Below are 15,679 nucleotides of genomic sequence, written 5' to 3' on the forward strand. Positions count from 1 at the left end.
GCACAGGCCACTCTTTCGTTCACTCATCTGAACGGACGTGGCCCCCCCATGAAACGCATCACCGTGATCGACTCCCACACCGGCGGCGAACCGACCCGTCTGGTGACCGCCGGCTTTCCTGACCTGGGCACCGGCAGCATGGCCGAACGCCGCAAGCTGCTCGCCGAACATCACGATCAATGGCGCGCCGCTTGTGTGCTGGAACCCCGTGGCAGCGACGTGCTGGTGGGCGCCCTGCTCTGCACACCGGTGGACCCGAGCGCCTGTGCCGGGGTGATTTTCTTCAACAACACCGGTTACCTGGGCATGTGCGGCCACGGCACCATCGGGCTGGTGGCGTCGTTGGCGCATCTGGGCAAGATCAGCCCCGGCGTGCACCGCATCGAGACGCCGGTGGGTACGGTGCAGGCGACCCTGCACGAAGACCATACGGTGAGCGTGCGCAATGTGCCGGCCTACCGTTACCGCAAGGCGCTGGTGTTGCAGGTACCGGGCATCGGCCAGGTGGTCGGCGATATCGCCTGGGGCGGCAACTGGTTTTTCCTGATCGCCGAGCATGGCCTGCGGGTGGCCGGCGACAACCTCGACGCGCTGACCGCTTATACCTACGCCGTGCAACAAGCACTGGAAACCCAGGGTATTCGTGGCGAAGACGGCGGGCTGATCGACCATGTCGAGCTATTCAGCGATGACGATCACGCCGACAGCCGCAACTTTGTCCTATGCCCCGGCAAAGCTTATGACCGCTCACCGTGCGGCACCGGCACCAGTGCCAAACTGGCCTGCCTGGCGGCAGACGACAAGTTGCAACCGGGGCAGCTCTGGCGACAGGCCAGTGTCATCGGCAGCGAGTTCGAAGGCTCGTACGAATGGCAGGGCGAGCGCATCGTGCCAACCATTCGTGGCCGCGCCTTTATCAGCGCCGAAGCCAGTTTGATCATTGAACAGGATGACCCGTTCGCCTGGGGCATTCGTCCATGAGCGAGGGCCTGGTGGCCGATGTGATCGTGATCGGCGCCGGCATCATCGGCGCCGCCTGCGCCCAGGCGCTGGCCCGTCGTGGCTTGCAGGTGCTGGTGCTGGACGCCGGCCTGCACGGTGCGACGGCGGCAGGCATGGGCCACCTGCTGGTGCTCGATGACAACCCGGCCGAATTGGCCCTGAGTCAATATTCCCTGCAACGCTGGCGCGAACTGGCGCCGGACCTGCCCGACGGCTGCGCTTACCGCAACAACGGCACACTGTGGCTGGCAGCCAACGCCGAGGAAATGGCGGTCGCCCACAGCAAATACCTGAACCTGAAAGCCCAGGGCGTGGCGTGTGAACTGGTCAGTGCCAGCGCCTTGCGTCAGCGTGAACCGGAACTGCGCGAGGATCTGGAAGGCGGCTTGCTGATCAATGGCGACGGCATTCTGTATGCGCCGGCGACGGCCCGCTGGATGCTCGACACTCCGAACATCCGTCAACACCGGGCGCGGGTCAGCGCGGTCGATGGTCACCGCGTTTGCCTCGATGACGGTCAGTGGTTGCGGGCCGAAGCGGTGGTGTTGGCCAACGGCATTCAGGCCAACGAACTGTGCCCGGAGTTGCCCATCGAGCCGAAAAAAGGCCATCTGCTGATTACCGACCGCTACCCCGGAACCGTCACCCACACCCTGGTGGAACTGGGTTACGTCACCAGCGCCCACAACGCCTCGGGGCCATCGACCGCCTGCAATATTCAGCCGCGCCCCACCGGGCAATTGTTCATCGGTGCCTCGCGCCAATTCGGCACCACCGACCCACAGGTCGAAGGCTGGATGCAAAAAAAAATGCTCAAGCGCGCCGCCGAATACATGCCGGGGCTGGCCCGACTCAACGGCATCCGCGCCTGGACCGGCTTTCGCGCCGCCAGCCCCGACGGCCTGCCGCTGGTGGGCCAGCACCCACAGCAGCAGGGCCTGTGGCTGGCGGTCGGGCACGAAGGGTTGGGCGTCACCACCGCCCCCGGCACGGCCGACTTGCTGGTGGCGCAACTGTTTAACGAAACCCCGCCATTGGCCGCTCAACCCTATCTGCCTCAGCGTTTCCTCGGAGAACCCGCCTATGCCTGAATTACTGCTGGACGGCCGCACCTTGAAGGTGGCCGAAGGTACCAGCGTCGCCGCGGCCTTGGCGTTGGGCAGTGACGCCTGCGCGCGCACGTCGGTCAGTGGTCAGCGCCGCGCACCGCTGTGCGGCATGGGCATCTGCCAGGAGTGCCGGGTGACCATCGACGGCCGGCGACGCCTCGCTTGCCAGACTTTGTGCCGAGACGGCATGCAGGTGCAGACATGCCCATGAACGAATACGCTGATCTGCTGATTATCGGAGCCGGCCCCGCTGGCATGGCCGCTGCTCTTGCTGCCGCACCCAGTGGCGCACGCATCGTCATGCTCGACGACAATCCGCTGCCGGGCGGGCAAATCTGGCGTGATGGTCCGCAAGCCAATGTGCCCGATCAGGCCCGTCGCCTGCGTGAACGTTTGCAGGCGTGCAGCAACATCCGCCGTCACGCCGCCACCCGGGTGATCGCCAATCCCGGTCCGAAACAACTGTTGGTCGAAAATGACGATGACGGCTGGCTGATCAGTTACGACAAACTGATTCTGTGCACCGGCGCCCGCGAATTGCTGCTGCCCTTCCCCGGCTGGACGTTGCCCGGCGTGACCGGGGCCGGTGGCTTACAAGCGCTGATCAAGGCGGGTCTGCCGGTGCAAGGTGAGCGCGTGGTGATCGCCGGCAGCGGCCCGCTGTTACTGGCGAGTGCCGCCACCACTAAAAAGCATGGCGCACAGATCCAACGCATCGCCGAGCAAGCCTCGCGCACCGCCGTCGCCGGTTTCGCCGCGCAACTGCCGCGCTGGCCTGGCAAATGGTTGCAATCGTTCGGCCTGTTCGACCGCCATTACCGCACCGCGACGCATGTGCTGGCCGCCCTTGGCACTGATCGGCTGGAAGGTGTGCGTCTGCAACAGCAGGGCAAAATCATCGAACTGGAATGTGATCGGCTGGCCTGTGGTTTTGGCTTGATCCCGAACATTCAATTGGGCCAGGCACTGGGTTACGCCATCGAAGGTCAGGCGTTGGCCGTGGATGCCTGGCAGGCCAGTCGCGTCGATCATTTTGCGGCGGGAGAATGCACCGGGTTTGGTGGCAGTGAATTGGCCTTGGTCGAAGGTGCCATTGCGGGCCACGCGGCGGTCGGTGACCTTGAAGCGGCACGCCAGTTGTGGCCGCGTCGGGCACGCTGGCAGGGTTTCGCCAAGGCACTGAATCAGGCCTTCGCCCTCGACCCACAACTCAAATCCCTGGCTCGCCCCGACACCCTGGTCTGCCGCTGCGAAGACGTGCCCTACGGCGCATTGACCGGGCACACCGACTGGCGCGAAGCCAAGCTGGCCAGTCGCTGTGGTATGGGCGCCTGTCAGGGCCGGGTGTGTGGTGGCGCGGTGCAGCACCTGTTTGGCTGGCAACCCTCGGCACCCCGCCCGCCCTTCAGCCCGGCACGAATCGAGACCTTGATGTGTCTGGACGACACCCCGCCAGCCTGAACCCCCCTCGGGGGTTTCAGCCACGCTGCCGAGCCTCTATGATCCCGGGGTCGCCCTCAGACCCCAGCGCCATGTACCCCTCGCTCAGCACCTTCAAACCCTGCGACCTGCCAACACTGCTTAACAGCTTGCAGCCGATTGCGCCGCTGCTCGATACCCTGGCGGACGTGGTGTTTTTCATCAAGGACCGCGAAGCCCGCTACGCCTTCGTCAACCAGACCCTGGCCCGGCGTTGCGGCTTCAAACATCGCGAGGATCTGCTGGGGCTCACCGCCGAGATGGTCTTCCCGGAACGCTTCGGCCCGCTGTACACCGAACAGGATCGGCGGGTGCTGTCCAGCGGCCGCGAACTGGCCGACCAACTGGAGCTGCACCTGTATTACGGCAACCAGCCGATCTGGTGCCTGACCCACAAACTCGCCTTGAAGGATGAACAGGGCCACATCGTGGGCCTGGCCGGGATCTCCCGCGACCTGCAATCGCCACAGTCCAATCACCCCGCGTTCCAGAAACTCGCCGCCGTGGACGCGCACATCCGCAGCCACTTCGCCCGCCCCATCAGCCTCGCCGAACTGACCGCCCTCGCCGGCTATTCCGTGGCGCAACTGGAGCGTCACTGCAAACGGGTCTTCCAGCTCACCCCACGGCAGATGATCAACAAGGCGCGCCTGGAAGAAGGTTCGCGGTTGTTGCTGCACAGCGACCTGCCGATCACCGAGATCGCCTTGCGCTGCGGTTATACCGACCACAGTGCGTTCAGCCGACAGTTTCGTGCGTTGACCGGTCTGTCACCGAGTCAGTATCGCGATACTCAGCGTTGATGATCGTTCCCACGCTCCGCGTGGGAATGCAGCCCGGGANAGGCCGTGTCAGTCGACGTCAATGTTGAATGACCCACCGCTTTCGCGAGCAAGCCCGCTCCCACATTTTTGGCCGGTGTCGTACACAGAATTTGCGGTCGACACAAAACCCTGTGGGAGCGGGCTTGCCCGCGATAAATCTCAAGCCGTACGCGGTTTACGCCCCGACACAAAATGGCTCACGTCATTGAACCCCGGCGTTGACGCATGCCCCGGTGTCACCAGCGAATCAATGAACGCCTCGTCTTCAGCCGTGATCTTCACCGTCTGCGCCTTGGTGTACGCATCCCACTGTGCCTCAGTCCGAGGCCCGACGATGGCCGAGGTCACAGCGCCATTGTTCAGTACCCAGGCAATCGCGAACTCGACGATGCCCACGCCACGGCCCTGAGTGTATTCCTGGATCTGCTGGGCAATGCGCAGCGACTCAACCCGCCATTCGGTTTCCAGGATGCGTTTGTCCTGACGACCAGCGCGGCTGTTGGCGTCTGGTGTCACGTCGGGCGCGTACTTGCCGCTGAGCACACCGCGCGCCAGCGGACTGTATGGCACCACACCTAGGCCATAGTTTTGCGCGGCGGTGATCTGCTCGGTTTCTGCCTGACGGTTGACGATGTTGTACAGCGGCTGGCTGATCACCGGCCTGTCGACGCCGAGTTTGTCGGCCACACGAATCACTTCAGCGATGCGCCAGCCACGGTAGTTCGACAGGCCCCAGTAGCGGATCTTGCCCTGGCGGATCAAATCGCCAATGGCCGACACCGTGACTTCCAGCGGCGTGTCGTGGTCTTCGCGGTGCAGGTAATAGATGTCCAGATAATCGGTGCCCAACCGCGTCAGGCTGGCATCGATGCCGTTGAACAGGTGCTTGCGGCTCAGGCCGCTGCGGTTCGGCACACCGTCCACCGGGCCGAAACCGACCTTGGTGGCCAGCACCCATTCGTGGCGGTTGCCGGCAATCGCTTCGCCGACGATCTCTTCGGAGCGGCCGTTGGTGTACACGTCCGCGGTATCGATGAAATTGATGCCCTGGTCCCAGGCCTTGTCGATGATTCGCAGGGAATCTTCGGTGCTGGTCTGTTCGCCGAACATCATGGTGCCCAATGTGAGGGTCGACACCTGTAAACCCGAATGACCCAGCGTGCGATAGCTCATGACGAAATCCTTTTACCGGTCAGAAAGGCCTAATCAAATACCAGAACCGTGGCCGGGAGCAATCGGAATTATCGACGCAGTGCCTCACAACGCTCCTGCAAGAACGCTTGCAACACCTTGACCCGCTCCGACACCTGAACCCGATGCGGGCACAGCAAATTGAATGGCACGCTTTCGCCTTGCCAGTCATCGAACAGCGCCACCAGCCGCCCGGCCTGCACATCGGCGGCGACGTCGAGCCAGGCCTTGTAGGCGATGCCATGCCCGGCCAGTGCCCAGCGGCGGGCGACTTCGCCGTCGTCGCTGAGGTAGTCGCCATGCACCTGAACCTCCATCACTTCATCGCCCCGACTGAAACGCCATTGGTTGTAGGGCCGGCCATCGCGCAGGTAGAGCAGGGCGCTGTGCTCACTCAGTTCCGCCGGGGTTAACGGCACGCCGCACCGGGCCAGATACTCGGGGCTGGCGCAAGCCACGCGGCGATGCTGCGGCAGAATCGGCAGCGCCACCAGCGTCGAATCGCTCGGTACCCCGAAGCGCAGAGCCACGTCAACCGTCTCGCGGAACAGATTGGCATGGCGATCGTTGAGCAGTAACTGAAATTGAATGTGCGGATGCTCGCGTTTGAAGTCGTCGAGCCACGGCAACAGCACATTGCGCCCGAAGTCCGACGGCGCCGCCAATTGCAGCACACCGCTCAAGCCTTGGGTTTGTTGCTTGAGCGCCTGCTCACCTTCAGCCAGCGCGGCCAGTGCCAGGCGCACGCTTTCCAGATAACGCCGACCTTCTTCGGTCAGGCGCATGCTTCGCGTGGAGCGGGCCAGCAAGCGGATGCCGAGGCGGGTTTCCAGGCGTTTGAGGGCGATGCTGGCCGCCGCCGGGGTCAGTTCCAGGGCGCGGGCGGCGGCGGAAATGCTGCCGGAATCGGCGCCGGTATGGATGAAACGCAACGCGCCGCGATGTTTGCCCGTACCGCCGCCGCATTGCCGGTGGGCCGGGTCGGCACTCCGCAAGATCTGGCGGCAGCATTTATTCTGGCCATGGAAAACGACTTTATCAGCGGCACCGTCATCGATGTCGACGGAGGAGGGTTGTTATGAGTTGGCACTTTGATCATCTGGCCTTCAACACCCCTGACGGGCAACTGTTGCAGGAGGCCTTCGGTTCGTTGTTGGGATTGGCGCCGGGACGCCGCCCGCCATTCCCGTTCCCCGGACGCTGGTTGTATCAGGATGCGCAGGCGCTGGTGCATGTGATCGAACAGCCGACGTTCGATGAGACGGTGTTGAGCCACATTGCCTTTCGCACCGATGAGGACGCCGCCGCGGTATTGCGGCGGGTCCGGGCTAGCGGTTTGCCGTATCAGGTGGCGCAGGTGCCGGAGGACGGGATCTGGCAGATTTTCGTGCAGATGCCGGGTGGGCTGGTGATTGAGCTGGATGCCAAGGCGGGGAGTCTGGAGGGTGTTTAACGGAGATGTTTAAAAGACATTTCCAGATACTCACTCAGGCTACATATTCTTGCGCCGCTGCCTACGACTGCGCCAGAATCCGCCGGCTAGTGCACCTTGAGCCTGGGCAGTATCGTTTTCCCTGTCGCTGAAAAACAGCGATGGGGTTTGGTAGCCCCGGGTGACGTAAGGTGCATAAGCATCATGATTTGCAGCGTTTGTTCGACTCTGCTTTATGGTGGTCATGCACAGGGCGCTTTCGGGCGCGCCGGTTTCCTTACGTCCCGGTCTACCAACCTGCGCATGGCCGCCACCCTCGTTTGGTAGCGAAAGTGATGGCCTTCTTTTAAATGACGTAAGAGGCTTAATCTATGTTCAAACCAACACCCAATCCACCGGCACCCGACGANCCTTCTAAAGCCGAACGCAGAGCGTCCGTTGAGGCATTCCCACGCAGAGCGTGGGAACGATCAACAGGCGATGTTTAAACGACACTTCCAGATACTCTCCCAGCCTACACATCCTTGCGCCGCTGCCTACGACTACGCCAGAATCCGCCGGCTAGTGCGCCTGTGGCCCGGGCTATATCGTTTACCTGTCGCTGAAAAAAACAGCGATCGGGTTTGGTAGCCCGCCGTCCACATGTCGCATAGCTTCACCTTATGCAGGTGCTTTCAGCATTTGTTTTTATGGTGGCCATGCGCAGGGTGCCCTCGGGCACGCCGGTTTTTCCATGTGGGCCGGTCTACCAACCTTCGTATGGCCACCACCTCTTCGTTTGGTAGCGAGAGTGATGGCTCCTCTAATCACATATGGAGTTCCATCTATGTTCAAACCAACACCCAATCCACCGGCACCCGACGACGTTTCCCCCTACGAATCCCTCGATTCCAAAAAACTCCACGAAGCCGCCGACCGCGCCCTCGACCACTACCTTAAACCGCCCATCCCCAAAGACACCGCGCGCAAACCCAGCACCATTTACCACGTCGGTGCGAAGGTCGATAACGAAACCCTGCTGGTCAACGCCTGCGAATCCCTGGCGTCAGCGAGCATGATGCTCAGTGAGTTCGCCGGGCTGATGGACATGCCACATCGCAATGTGATGTTGGGGATTCAATCGGTGGTCATGCTCGGTGAACTGGCCGTCAACAGAGTGCTGGATAACCTCGATCCGCAGGGCTAGCGAGGATTGATCGTTCCCACGCTCTGCGTGGGAATGCCTCAACGGACGCTCTGCGTTCGGCTCTGGAAGGGACGCGGAGCGTCCCGGGCTGCATTCCCACGCGGAGCGTGGGAACGATCAAANCCCAAGGTCGATAACGAAACCCTGCTGGTCAACGCCTGCGAATCCCTGGCGTCAGCCAGCATGATGCTCAGTGAGTTCGCCGGGTTGATGGACATGCCCCATCGCAACGTGATGTTGGGGATTCAATCGGTGGTCATGCTCGGGGAGTTGGCCGTCAACCGAGTGCTGGATAACCTCGATCCACAAGGCTAGCGAAGATGATCGTTCCCATGCTCTGCGTGGGAACGCCTCAAGGGACGCTCCGCGTTCCAGCTCGGGAAAGGGACGCGGAGCGTCCCGGGCTGCATTCCCACGCGGAGCGTGGGAACGATCGCCAGGTGGCGGTGTTCCTTAAAGGGGCGCCCCGCACAACCATTGCTCCCATCTGTAACACCCGCCATCGCGGCCCCTGCCCCTCACGGCGTCACTCTGACGCACCGCAACACCTCTACTCCAAGGCCTGCCAACAAATTCACGCCTCAGCCTGGAAACGGGCACGTTGATTGCTATATTTAATATCGTATACGAAATCCTCAATACAATATCCAACAGCACTTCACATCAACGAGGCCTCTATGAAAAACCCCGCATTTGCCGTAGCCCTCAGCGCTGTTCTCAGTACCTCCTTTATCGCCACCGCCCAGGCCGACAAGCTCGACGACATCATCGGTTCGGGCAAGCTGCGCTGCGCCGTGACCCTAGACTTCCCGCCCATGGGTTTCCGCGATGCCGGTAACAACCCGGCCGGTTTCGACGTGGACTACTGCCATGACCTGGCGAAAATCCTCGGGGTCGAGGCCGAAGTGGTCGAGACGCCGTTCCCGGACCGCATTCCGGCGCTGGTCTCCGGGCGGGCCGATGTGATCGTCGCCTCCACCTCCGACACCCTCGAACGGGCCAAGACCGTTGGCCTGACGGTGCCCTACTTTGCCTTCCAGATGGTGGTGCTGACCCGCGACGACACCGGCATCAACAGCTTCGATGACCTCAAGGGCAAACCCGTGGGCAACACCAGCGGCACCTACGAAGCCATCGCCCTGGAGAAAGATGTGAAGAGCTGGGGCACCGGCACCTTCCGCGCCTATCAGTCGCAGAACGACACCCTGCTAGCCGTCGCCCAGGGTCATATCGCCGCCACCGTGGTCACCAACACCGTGGCCGCCGCCACCCTCAAGTCGGGCAAATACAAAAACCTGAAAGTCGCCGGTAACGCGCCGTACGTGATCGACTACGTCTCCCTCGGCGCCAAGCGCAACGAGTATGGCCTGCTCAATTACCTCAACCTGTTCGTCAACCAGCAGGTGCGCACCGGTCGTTACAAGGAGCTGTTCGTCAAATGGGTCGGCACTGAAATTTCGCCGACCAACCTGACCGTGCCTCAGGTCTACTACTGAGGTGTCCGGCATGCCTAGGCCCACTTCTCTGACCGGTCGCAGCCTGGTCGCGGGCGCCGCCGAGGGCGCCCTGCTGTTCGCCGATATCGGGTTGAGTTTCTGGGGCGGGGTCGATCCGTATAGCGGTGAGATCATTGACCGTCACCACCCGCTCAGCGGCGAATACCTGGCCGGCCGCGTGCTGGCCATTCCCAGCGGTCGCGGCTCGTGCACCGGCAGTAGCGTGTTGATGGAACTGATCAGCAACGGTCACGCACCGGCCGCACTGGTGCTGGCCGAACCCGATGAGATCCTGACCCTGGGCGTGCTCGTGGCGCAGACCATTTTCGAGCGTTCCCTGCCGGTGCTGTGCATCGGCCGGGAGGCCTTCGCTGCCCTGCGCGGCAAGGCCTTCGTTCGGGTCGAGGACACAACGCTGAGCCTGTTCGAGCACCTGCCGGACGATGCCTGGCAGGCACTCGACAGCCCTTTGCCGAGCACCGATATCGCCACCGCGATCGAACTCACCGAACACGACCGGGCGCTACTCGACGGCCAACATGGCAAGGCTGCGCAAGTGGCCATGCAGATCGTCCTGCGCATGGCCGAACTGCAAGGTGCCCGCCGCCTGGTGGACGTCACCCAGGCGCACATCGACGGCTGCATCTACACCGGACCTGCGAGCCTGCGCTTTGCCGAACAACTGGTGCAATGGGGCGCCAACGTGCGGGTGCCCACCACCCTCAATTCGATTTCCGTGGACCAGCGCCGCTGGCGCGAATTGGGCATCGACCCGGCGCTCGGCGAACCGGCCAGTGCCTTGGGCGATGCTTATATGGCAATGGGCGCACAGCTGAGTTTCACCTGCGCGCCCTACCTGCTCGACACCGCACCGAAGGCTGGCGAGCAGATTGTCTGGGCCGAATCCAACGCAGTGGTCTACGCCAACAGCGTGCTCGGCGCACGCACCCTGAAGTATCCGGATTACCTGGACATCTGCATCGCCCTGACCGGTCGCGCGCCGTTGATCGGCTGCCATCTGGACGCGCAACGCAAGGCCCGACTGCAGATCGAGTTGCCCGCCTTGGGTGAACTGGACGACGCCTTCTACCCGCTGCTCGGTTACCACATCGGCGCGCTGGCGGGCAGCCGGATTCCACTGGTGCGCGGGTTGGAAAACCGCAAGCCGAGCCTGGACGATCTCAAAGCATTCGGCGCGGCGTTTGCCACCACCTCCGCCGCCCCGTTATTCCATATCGCCGGGATCACCCCGGAAGCTATCGACCCGGCGCAGGTGCTGGAGGGAGATGTAGCCCTACCCGTGGAAACAATCCGCCTGAAGGATCTATTGGTCAGTTGGCGCGAACTCAACAGTGCCCGCGACAGCCGGGTGGATGTGGTGTCGCTGGGCAACCCGCATTTCTCCCTCAGCGAGTTCGCCCACCTCGCACGGCTGTGCCTCGGTCGGCACAAACACCCTGACGTGGTCCTCGCCATTACCTGCGGCCGCGCCGTGCTGGAGCGGGCTCGCGAAGCCGGGCATATCGCCGTGATCGAAGCCTTCGGCGCGACCCTGGTCACCGATACCTGCTGGTGCATGCTCGGCGAACCGGTGATCCCGCCGGGTGCAAAAACCTTGATGACCAACTCCGGCAAATACGCCCATTACGCACCCGGTCTGGTGGGCCGCAAGGTGCATTTCGCCAGCCTGGCTGAATGTGTCGATACCGCTTGCAGTGCCACGGCCAGCGGTCGTCTGCCGGCCTGGCTGAACATTGCCACCCCTCAGGAGACGCTCGCGCATGTTTGATTACACCTTCCAATGGCGCGCCACCCTGCGCGCCCTGCCGGACATGCTCGCCGGTGCCTGGGTCACTTTCGAGACCGCCGCGCTGTCGATGATCTTCGGCGTGCTGATCGCCCTAGCCCTGACGGTGATGCGCGAAAGTAAAACCCCGCTGCTGCGCGGCATCGGCAACGGCTGGGTATCGATCGCGCGCAACACCCCGTCGCTGTTCCAGATCTACGTCCTCTACTTCGGCCTCGGCTCGCTGGGCTTGCACGTCAGCTCATGGTTCGCCCTGCTGGCCGGCATCACCTTCAACAATGCCGGGTATCTGGCGGAGAACTTTCGCGGCGGCCTCAAGGCCGTGCCGGACACCCAAGTGCGCGCCGCACGTTCGCTGGGCATGAGTGCCTTCCAGGCGTACCGCATGATCATCGTCCCGCAGCTGCTGCGGATCGTCTTCTACCCACTGACTAATCAAATGGTCTGGGCGGTACTGATGACGTCGCTGGGGGTGATCGTCGGACTGAACAATGACCTGACCGGGGTGACCCAGGACTACAACGTCAAAACGTTCCGCACCTTCGAATACTTCGCCATCGCCGCCGCGCTGTATTACCTGATTGCCAAGGCGATCGTCGCGTCAGCCCGGCTGATGGCCTGGCGGTTGTTCCGTTACTGAGGGCTTGATCATGTTTTCCACCAGTTTTTCCTGGAATGACCTGCTGTTCTTGCTCGACGGCGCCTGGGTCACCCTGCAACTGACGTTCTGGTCGATCATGCTCGGCTCCCTCGCCGGTTTGCTCTTCGGTCTGCTGCGGGCCTTGTTGCCACGGGCCAGTCTGCCCCTGGCCTGGGTGCTGGACGTGTTTCGCAGCGTGCCGTTACTGATCCAGTTCGTGCTGTTCAACTCGCTCAAAAGCATCGTCGGTTTGAACATCAGCGCCTTCAGCGTCGGCTGCATTGTGTTGGGGGTTTACGCCGCCGCGTACTTCACCGAGATCGTCCGCGCTGGCGTGTTGTCGGTGCCGTTCACCTTGCGCCGGGCCAGTCGCTCGCTGGGTCTGAGCTTCCTGCAGGACCTGCGCTGGATCGTCCTGCCGATGGCCACCCGGGTAGCTTTTCCGGGCTGGTTGAACCTGGTGCTCGGCGTGATGAAAGACACCGCGCTGGTGATGTGGATCGGTATCGTCGAACTGCTGCGCGCCTCGCAAACCATCGTCACCCGCATCCAGGAACCGTTGCTGGTGCTGTGCATCGCGGGCCTTATTTACTACGTCATGAGCCTGGTGGTCGCACGCCTGGGCGCTCGTCTGGAAAGAAGGTGGCAAGAAAATGATTGAGATCGACAACGTACATAAATCCTTCGGCGATCTGGCCGTGGTCAAGGGTGTCAGCCTGACGGTGAACAAGGGCGAGGTGGTGTCGATCATCGGCGGCTCGGGCTCCGGCAAATCGACCTTGCTGATGTGCATCAACGGCCTGGAACCGATCCAGAAAGGCAGCATCCGCGTCGACGGCGTCGAGGTGCATGACAGCGCCACCGACCTCAACCGCCTGCGGCAGAAAATCGGCATCGTGTTCCAGCAATGGAATGCCTTCCCGCACCTGACGGTGCTGGAAAACGTGATGCTCGCGCCGCGCAAAGTGCTGGGCAAAAGCAAGGCTGAAGCTGAAGAGCTGGCGGTGCAGCAACTGACCCACGTAGGCCTTGGCGACAAGCTCAAGACCTTCCCCGGCAAGTTGTCCGGAGGCCAGCAACAACGCATGGCCATCGCCCGCGCCCTGGCCATGTCGCCGGACTACATGCTGTTCGACGAAGCCACCTCGGCCCTCGACCCGCAACTGGTGGGCGAGGTGCTGGACACCATGCGCCTGCTCGCCGAAGACGGCATGACCATGGTGCTGGTGACCCACGAAATCCGCTTTGCCCGGGATGTGTCCGACCGCGTGGCGTTCTTCCGCAATGGCCTGGTGCACGAGATTGGCTCGCCGGATCAGGTGATTGGCAATCCGATGCATGCGGAAACGGCGGCGTTTCTCAAATCAGTGAAGTAACGACAGGCGATAAAAGGAGTCAGCCATGCGTTCATCGAAAGTCATTCATGTGGTCAGCTGCCATGCCGAAGGCGAAGTCGGCGACGTGATCGTCGGCGGTGTCGCCCCACCACCGGGCGCCACCGTGTGGGAACAGTCACGCTGGATTGCCAAGGATGAAACCCTGCGCAACTTCGTGCTCAACGAGCCTCGCGGCGGCGTGTTCCGCCACGTCAACCTGCTGGTGCCGGCCAAGGACCCTCGGGCGCAAATGGCCTGGATCATCATGGAACCGGCGGACACGCCACCGATGTCCGGCTCCAACTCGCTGTGCGTCGCCACCGTGCTGCTCGACAGCGGCATCCTGCCGATGACCGAACCGCAAACCCGGCTGGTGCTCGAAGCGCCCGGCGGCTTGATCGAGGCCGTGGCCGATTGCCGTGATGGCAAGGTCGAACGGGTAGAAATCAAGAACGTGCCCTCCTTCGCTGATCGCCTCGACGCCTGGATCGAAGTCGAAGGCCTCGGCTCGTTGCAGGTCGACACCGCGTACGGCGGCGACAGTTTTGTCATCGCCGACGCCAAACGCCTGGGCTTTGCCATCCGCCCTGACGAGGCGGCCGAGCTGGTCGAGGTCGGGTTGAAAATCACCCGCGCAACCAACGAACAACTGGGCTTCGTCCATCCGCTGAACCCTGAGTGGTCGCATATTTCCTTCTGCCAGATTGCAGCGCCCATCGTGGTTGAAAACGGCATTGCCACCGGGGCCAACGCAGTGGTGATCCAACCCGGCAAGATCGACCGCTCCCCCACCGGCACCGGCTGTTCGGCGCGCATGGCGGTGCTGCAGGCCAAGGGACTGATGCAGGTCGGCGAGCGCTTTATCGGTCGTTCGATCCTCGGTTCCGAATTCCACTGCCGCATCGATTCCCTGACCGAAGTGGCCGGCCGCCCGGCGATCTACCCGTGCATTTCCGGCCGGGCCTGGATCACCGGCACCCACCAATTGCTGCTCGACCCGAGCGACCCGTGGCCACAGGGCTATCGCCTGTCAGACACCTGGCCGGGTGCCTGAGATTCCCCCAGACCAACGGCTATAAAAATCCCGGATTGATTGAAAAAACCACTGGCCGAGCATCGGCATTTAAAATATCGTATACGAAATACAATAAACGAACCGGAGGCAACAATGAGCAAGCGCATTAACTGGAGTGGCGTCTTTCCCGCGGTGACCACTCAATTCAACGATGACTTCTCCATCAACCTGGAAAAAACCCACCAGGTGATTTCCAACGTGATCCGTGACGGCGTATCGGGCCTGGTGGTGTGTGGTTCGGTGGGGGAAAACACCTCATTGACCGCCGAAGAAAAAATCGCCGTGACCGAAGTCGCGGTCGACGCCTCCCGGGGTCGCGTGCCAGTGATCTGCGGTGTGGCCGAATTCACCAGCGTGCAAGCGGCCAAGGTTGCCAATGCCGTGCGCCGGGTCGGCGTCGATGGCGTGATGCTGATGCCGGCGCTGGTTTACGGCTCCAAGCCGTTCGAGACCGCCGAGCATTACCGCTACGTGGCGAAGAACGCCGACGTACCGCTGATGGTTTACAACAACCCGCCGATCTACAAAAACGACGTGACCCCGGACATCCTGATTTCCCTGGCCGACTGCGACAACGTGGTGTGCTTCAAGGATTCCTCCGGCGATACCCGTCGTTTCATCGACGTGCGCAATGAAGTCGGCGACCGTTTCGTGCTGTTCGCAGGTCTCGACGACGTGGTGCTGGAAAGCATCGCGGTGGGTGCCGAAGGCTGGGTCTCCGGCATGTCGAACGTGTTTCCGAAAGAAGGCGAAACCATCTTCCGCCTGGCCAAGGCCGGTCGCTTTGCCGAAGCCATGCCGATCTACGAATGGCTGATGCCGATCCTGCACCTCGATGCCCGTGCCGACCTGGTGCAGTGCATCAAGCTCTGCGAAGCCATCGCCGGTCGCGGCAGCGCGCTGACCCGTCCGCCACGCCTGGCACTGCCGGAAGCCGATCGGGTGTTCGTCGAGCAGATCATGGCCAAGGCCCTGGCTAACCGTCCCCAGTTGCCAGACGTCGGTCTCTGAGTGATTGCCGGGCCGGCCCTTGCGGCCCCGGCCCGGCTTGCCTGTCTTTGC

Annotated in this window: 16 protein-coding genes and 2 pseudogenes; 16 read left to right on the forward strand and 2 right to left on the reverse strand. The window is 62.5% G+C overall.

The window, feature by feature from the left end:
- Window positions 1-48: 48 nt before the first annotated feature.
- From MMG91_RS06485 to MMG91_RS06505, 5 genes are all read left to right on the forward strand, one after another.
- Window positions 49-981: a 4-hydroxyproline epimerase gene (locus MMG91_RS06485; RefSeq protein WP_310659122.1), complete on the forward strand. Its 933-nt coding sequence runs from the start codon at window positions 49-51 to the stop codon at window positions 979-981.
- Complete coding sequence (locus MMG91_RS06490; RefSeq protein ID WP_310659123.1) at window positions 978-2,093, forward strand: FAD-dependent oxidoreductase; 1,116 nt, start codon at window positions 978-980, stop codon at window positions 2,091-2,093. Before MMG91_RS06485 ends, MMG91_RS06490 begins: the two co-directional genes overlap by 4 nt.
- Entirely contained in the window at window positions 2,086-2,322 is a 237-nt protein-coding gene (locus MMG91_RS06495) for a (2Fe-2S)-binding protein (protein WP_310659124.1), read from the forward strand. The genes MMG91_RS06490 and MMG91_RS06495 overlap by 8 nt, the downstream gene beginning before the upstream one ends.
- The gene (locus tag MMG91_RS06500; RefSeq protein WP_310659400.1) at window positions 2,319-3,572 is read left to right on the forward strand and encodes an FAD/NAD(P)-binding oxidoreductase; all 1,254 of its coding nucleotides are present in this window, start codon (window positions 2,319-2,321) and stop codon (window positions 3,570-3,572) included. Before MMG91_RS06495 ends, MMG91_RS06500 begins: the two co-directional genes overlap by 4 nt.
- 71 nt (window positions 3,573-3,643) lie before the next feature.
- Entirely contained in the window at window positions 3,644-4,393 is a 750-nt protein-coding gene (locus MMG91_RS06505) for an AraC family transcriptional regulator (protein WP_310659125.1), read from the forward strand.
- Window positions 4,394-4,573: 180 nt separating this feature from the next.
- On the opposite strand, the gene MMG91_RS06510 is transcribed toward MMG91_RS06505, so the two are convergent.
- Window positions 4,574-5,587, reverse strand: a complete 1,014-nt coding sequence (locus MMG91_RS06510; RefSeq protein ID WP_310659126.1) for an aldo/keto reductase — start codon at window positions 5,585-5,587, stop codon at window positions 4,574-4,576.
- A gap of 68 nt (window positions 5,588-5,655) precedes the next feature.
- Window positions 5,656-6,537 (reverse strand): LysR family transcriptional regulator, encoded by an 882-nt coding sequence (locus MMG91_RS06515; RefSeq protein ID WP_310659401.1) that lies wholly within the window; start codon window positions 6,535-6,537, stop codon window positions 5,656-5,658.
- Between MMG91_RS06515 and MMG91_RS06520 the strand changes: the two are divergent.
- The 11 genes and pseudogenes from MMG91_RS06520 to MMG91_RS06570 form a co-directional block, all read left to right on the forward strand.
- Window positions 6,517-6,687: pseudogene (locus MMG91_RS06520) on the forward strand (dehydrogenase); the annotation flags it as partial. The gene MMG91_RS06515 and the pseudogene MMG91_RS06520 sit on opposite strands and share 21 nt — an antisense overlap.
- Window positions 6,684-7,058 carry a hypothetical protein gene (locus tag MMG91_RS06525; RefSeq protein WP_310659127.1) on the forward strand — a complete coding sequence of 125 codons (375 nt, stop codon included), beginning with the start codon at window positions 6,684-6,686 and terminating at the stop codon, window positions 7,056-7,058. The pseudogene MMG91_RS06520 and the gene MMG91_RS06525, both read left to right, overlap by 4 nt.
- Before the next feature lie 805 nt (window positions 7,059-7,863).
- Window positions 7,864-8,223: a DUF6124 family protein gene (locus MMG91_RS06530; protein ID WP_305445489.1), complete on the forward strand. Its 360-nt coding sequence runs from the start codon at window positions 7,864-7,866 to the stop codon at window positions 8,221-8,223.
- 126 nt (window positions 8,224-8,349) lie between these two features.
- Window positions 8,350-8,538: pseudogene (locus MMG91_RS06535) on the forward strand (DUF6124 family protein); the annotation flags it as partial.
- A 362-nt stretch (window positions 8,539-8,900) separates the two neighbouring features.
- Window positions 8,901-9,719 carry a transporter substrate-binding domain-containing protein gene (locus MMG91_RS06540; RefSeq protein WP_310659128.1) on the forward strand — a complete coding sequence of 273 codons (819 nt, stop codon included), beginning with the start codon at window positions 8,901-8,903 and terminating at the stop codon, window positions 9,717-9,719.
- A gap of 10 nt (window positions 9,720-9,729) precedes the next feature.
- Window positions 9,730-11,508, forward strand: a complete 1,779-nt coding sequence (locus MMG91_RS06545; protein WP_310659129.1) for an aconitase family protein — start codon at window positions 9,730-9,732, stop codon at window positions 11,506-11,508.
- A complete protein-coding gene (locus tag MMG91_RS06550; protein WP_018928302.1) occupies window positions 11,501-12,166 on the forward strand; it encodes an amino acid ABC transporter permease in 666 nt (221 codons plus the stop codon). Before MMG91_RS06545 ends, MMG91_RS06550 begins: the two co-directional genes overlap by 8 nt.
- A gap of 10 nt (window positions 12,167-12,176) precedes the next feature.
- A complete protein-coding gene (locus MMG91_RS06555) occupies window positions 12,177-12,827 on the forward strand; it encodes an amino acid ABC transporter permease (RefSeq protein WP_305505948.1) in 651 nt (216 codons plus the stop codon).
- Entirely contained in the window at window positions 12,820-13,542 is a 723-nt protein-coding gene (locus MMG91_RS06560) for an amino acid ABC transporter ATP-binding protein (protein WP_310659130.1), read from the forward strand. Before MMG91_RS06555 ends, MMG91_RS06560 begins: the two co-directional genes overlap by 8 nt.
- A 25-nt stretch (window positions 13,543-13,567) precedes the next feature.
- Window positions 13,568-14,596 (forward strand): trans-3-hydroxy-L-proline dehydratase, encoded by a 1,029-nt coding sequence (locus tag MMG91_RS06565; protein ID WP_310659131.1) that lies wholly within the window; start codon window positions 13,568-13,570, stop codon window positions 14,594-14,596.
- Between the two features lie 114 nt (window positions 14,597-14,710).
- Window positions 14,711-15,628 carry a dihydrodipicolinate synthase family protein gene (locus tag MMG91_RS06570; protein WP_007935491.1) on the forward strand — a complete coding sequence of 306 codons (918 nt, stop codon included), beginning with the start codon at window positions 14,711-14,713 and terminating at the stop codon, window positions 15,626-15,628.
- Window positions 15,629-15,679 lie beyond the last annotated feature (51 nt).

The organism is Pseudomonas sp. JL3, from assembly GCF_031570575.1.
Taxonomy (GTDB): Bacteria; Pseudomonadota; Gammaproteobacteria; order Pseudomonadales; family Pseudomonadaceae; genus Aquipseudomonas; species Aquipseudomonas cucumis.

Coding starts and splice junctions, on each gene's coding strand:
- MMG91_RS06500 (WP_310659400.1), top strand. CDS start 2,319: ATGAACGAATACGCTGATCTGCTGATTATCGGAGCCGGCCCCGCTGGC.
- MMG91_RS06570 (WP_007935491.1), top strand. CDS start 14,711: ATGAGCAAGCGCATTAACTGGAGTGGCGTCTTTCCCGCGGTGACCACT.
- MMG91_RS06555 (WP_305505948.1), top strand. CDS start 12,177: ATGTTTTCCACCAGTTTTTCCTGGAATGACCTGCTGTTCTTGCTCGAC.
- MMG91_RS06505 (WP_310659125.1), top strand. CDS start 3,644: ATGTACCCCTCGCTCAGCACCTTCAAACCCTGCGACCTGCCAACACTG.
- MMG91_RS06565 (WP_310659131.1), top strand. CDS start 13,568: ATGCGTTCATCGAAAGTCATTCATGTGGTCAGCTGCCATGCCGAAGGC.
- MMG91_RS06525 (WP_310659127.1), top strand. CDS start 6,684: ATGAGTTGGCACTTTGATCATCTGGCCTTCAACACCCCTGACGGGCAA.
- MMG91_RS06490 (WP_310659123.1), top strand. CDS start 978: ATGAGCGAGGGCCTGGTGGCCGATGTGATCGTGATCGGCGCCGGCATC.
- MMG91_RS06560 (WP_310659130.1), top strand. CDS start 12,820: ATGATTGAGATCGACAACGTACATAAATCCTTCGGCGATCTGGCCGTG.
- MMG91_RS06485 (WP_310659122.1), top strand. CDS start 49: ATGAAACGCATCACCGTGATCGACTCCCACACCGGCGGCGAACCGACC.
- MMG91_RS06540 (WP_310659128.1), top strand. CDS start 8,901: ATGAAAAACCCCGCATTTGCCGTAGCCCTCAGCGCTGTTCTCAGTACC.
- MMG91_RS06530 (WP_305445489.1), top strand. CDS start 7,864: ATGTTCAAACCAACACCCAATCCACCGGCACCCGACGACGTTTCCCCC.
- MMG91_RS06545 (WP_310659129.1), top strand. CDS start 9,730: ATGCCTAGGCCCACTTCTCTGACCGGTCGCAGCCTGGTCGCGGGCGCC.
- MMG91_RS06510 (WP_310659126.1), bottom strand. CDS start 5,587: ATGAGCTATCGCACGCTGGGTCATTCGGGTTTACAGGTGTCGACCCTC.
- MMG91_RS06550 (WP_018928302.1), top strand. CDS start 11,501: ATGTTTGATTACACCTTCCAATGGCGCGCCACCCTGCGCGCCCTGCCG.
- MMG91_RS06495 (WP_310659124.1), top strand. CDS start 2,086: ATGCCTGAATTACTGCTGGACGGCCGCACCTTGAAGGTGGCCGAAGGT.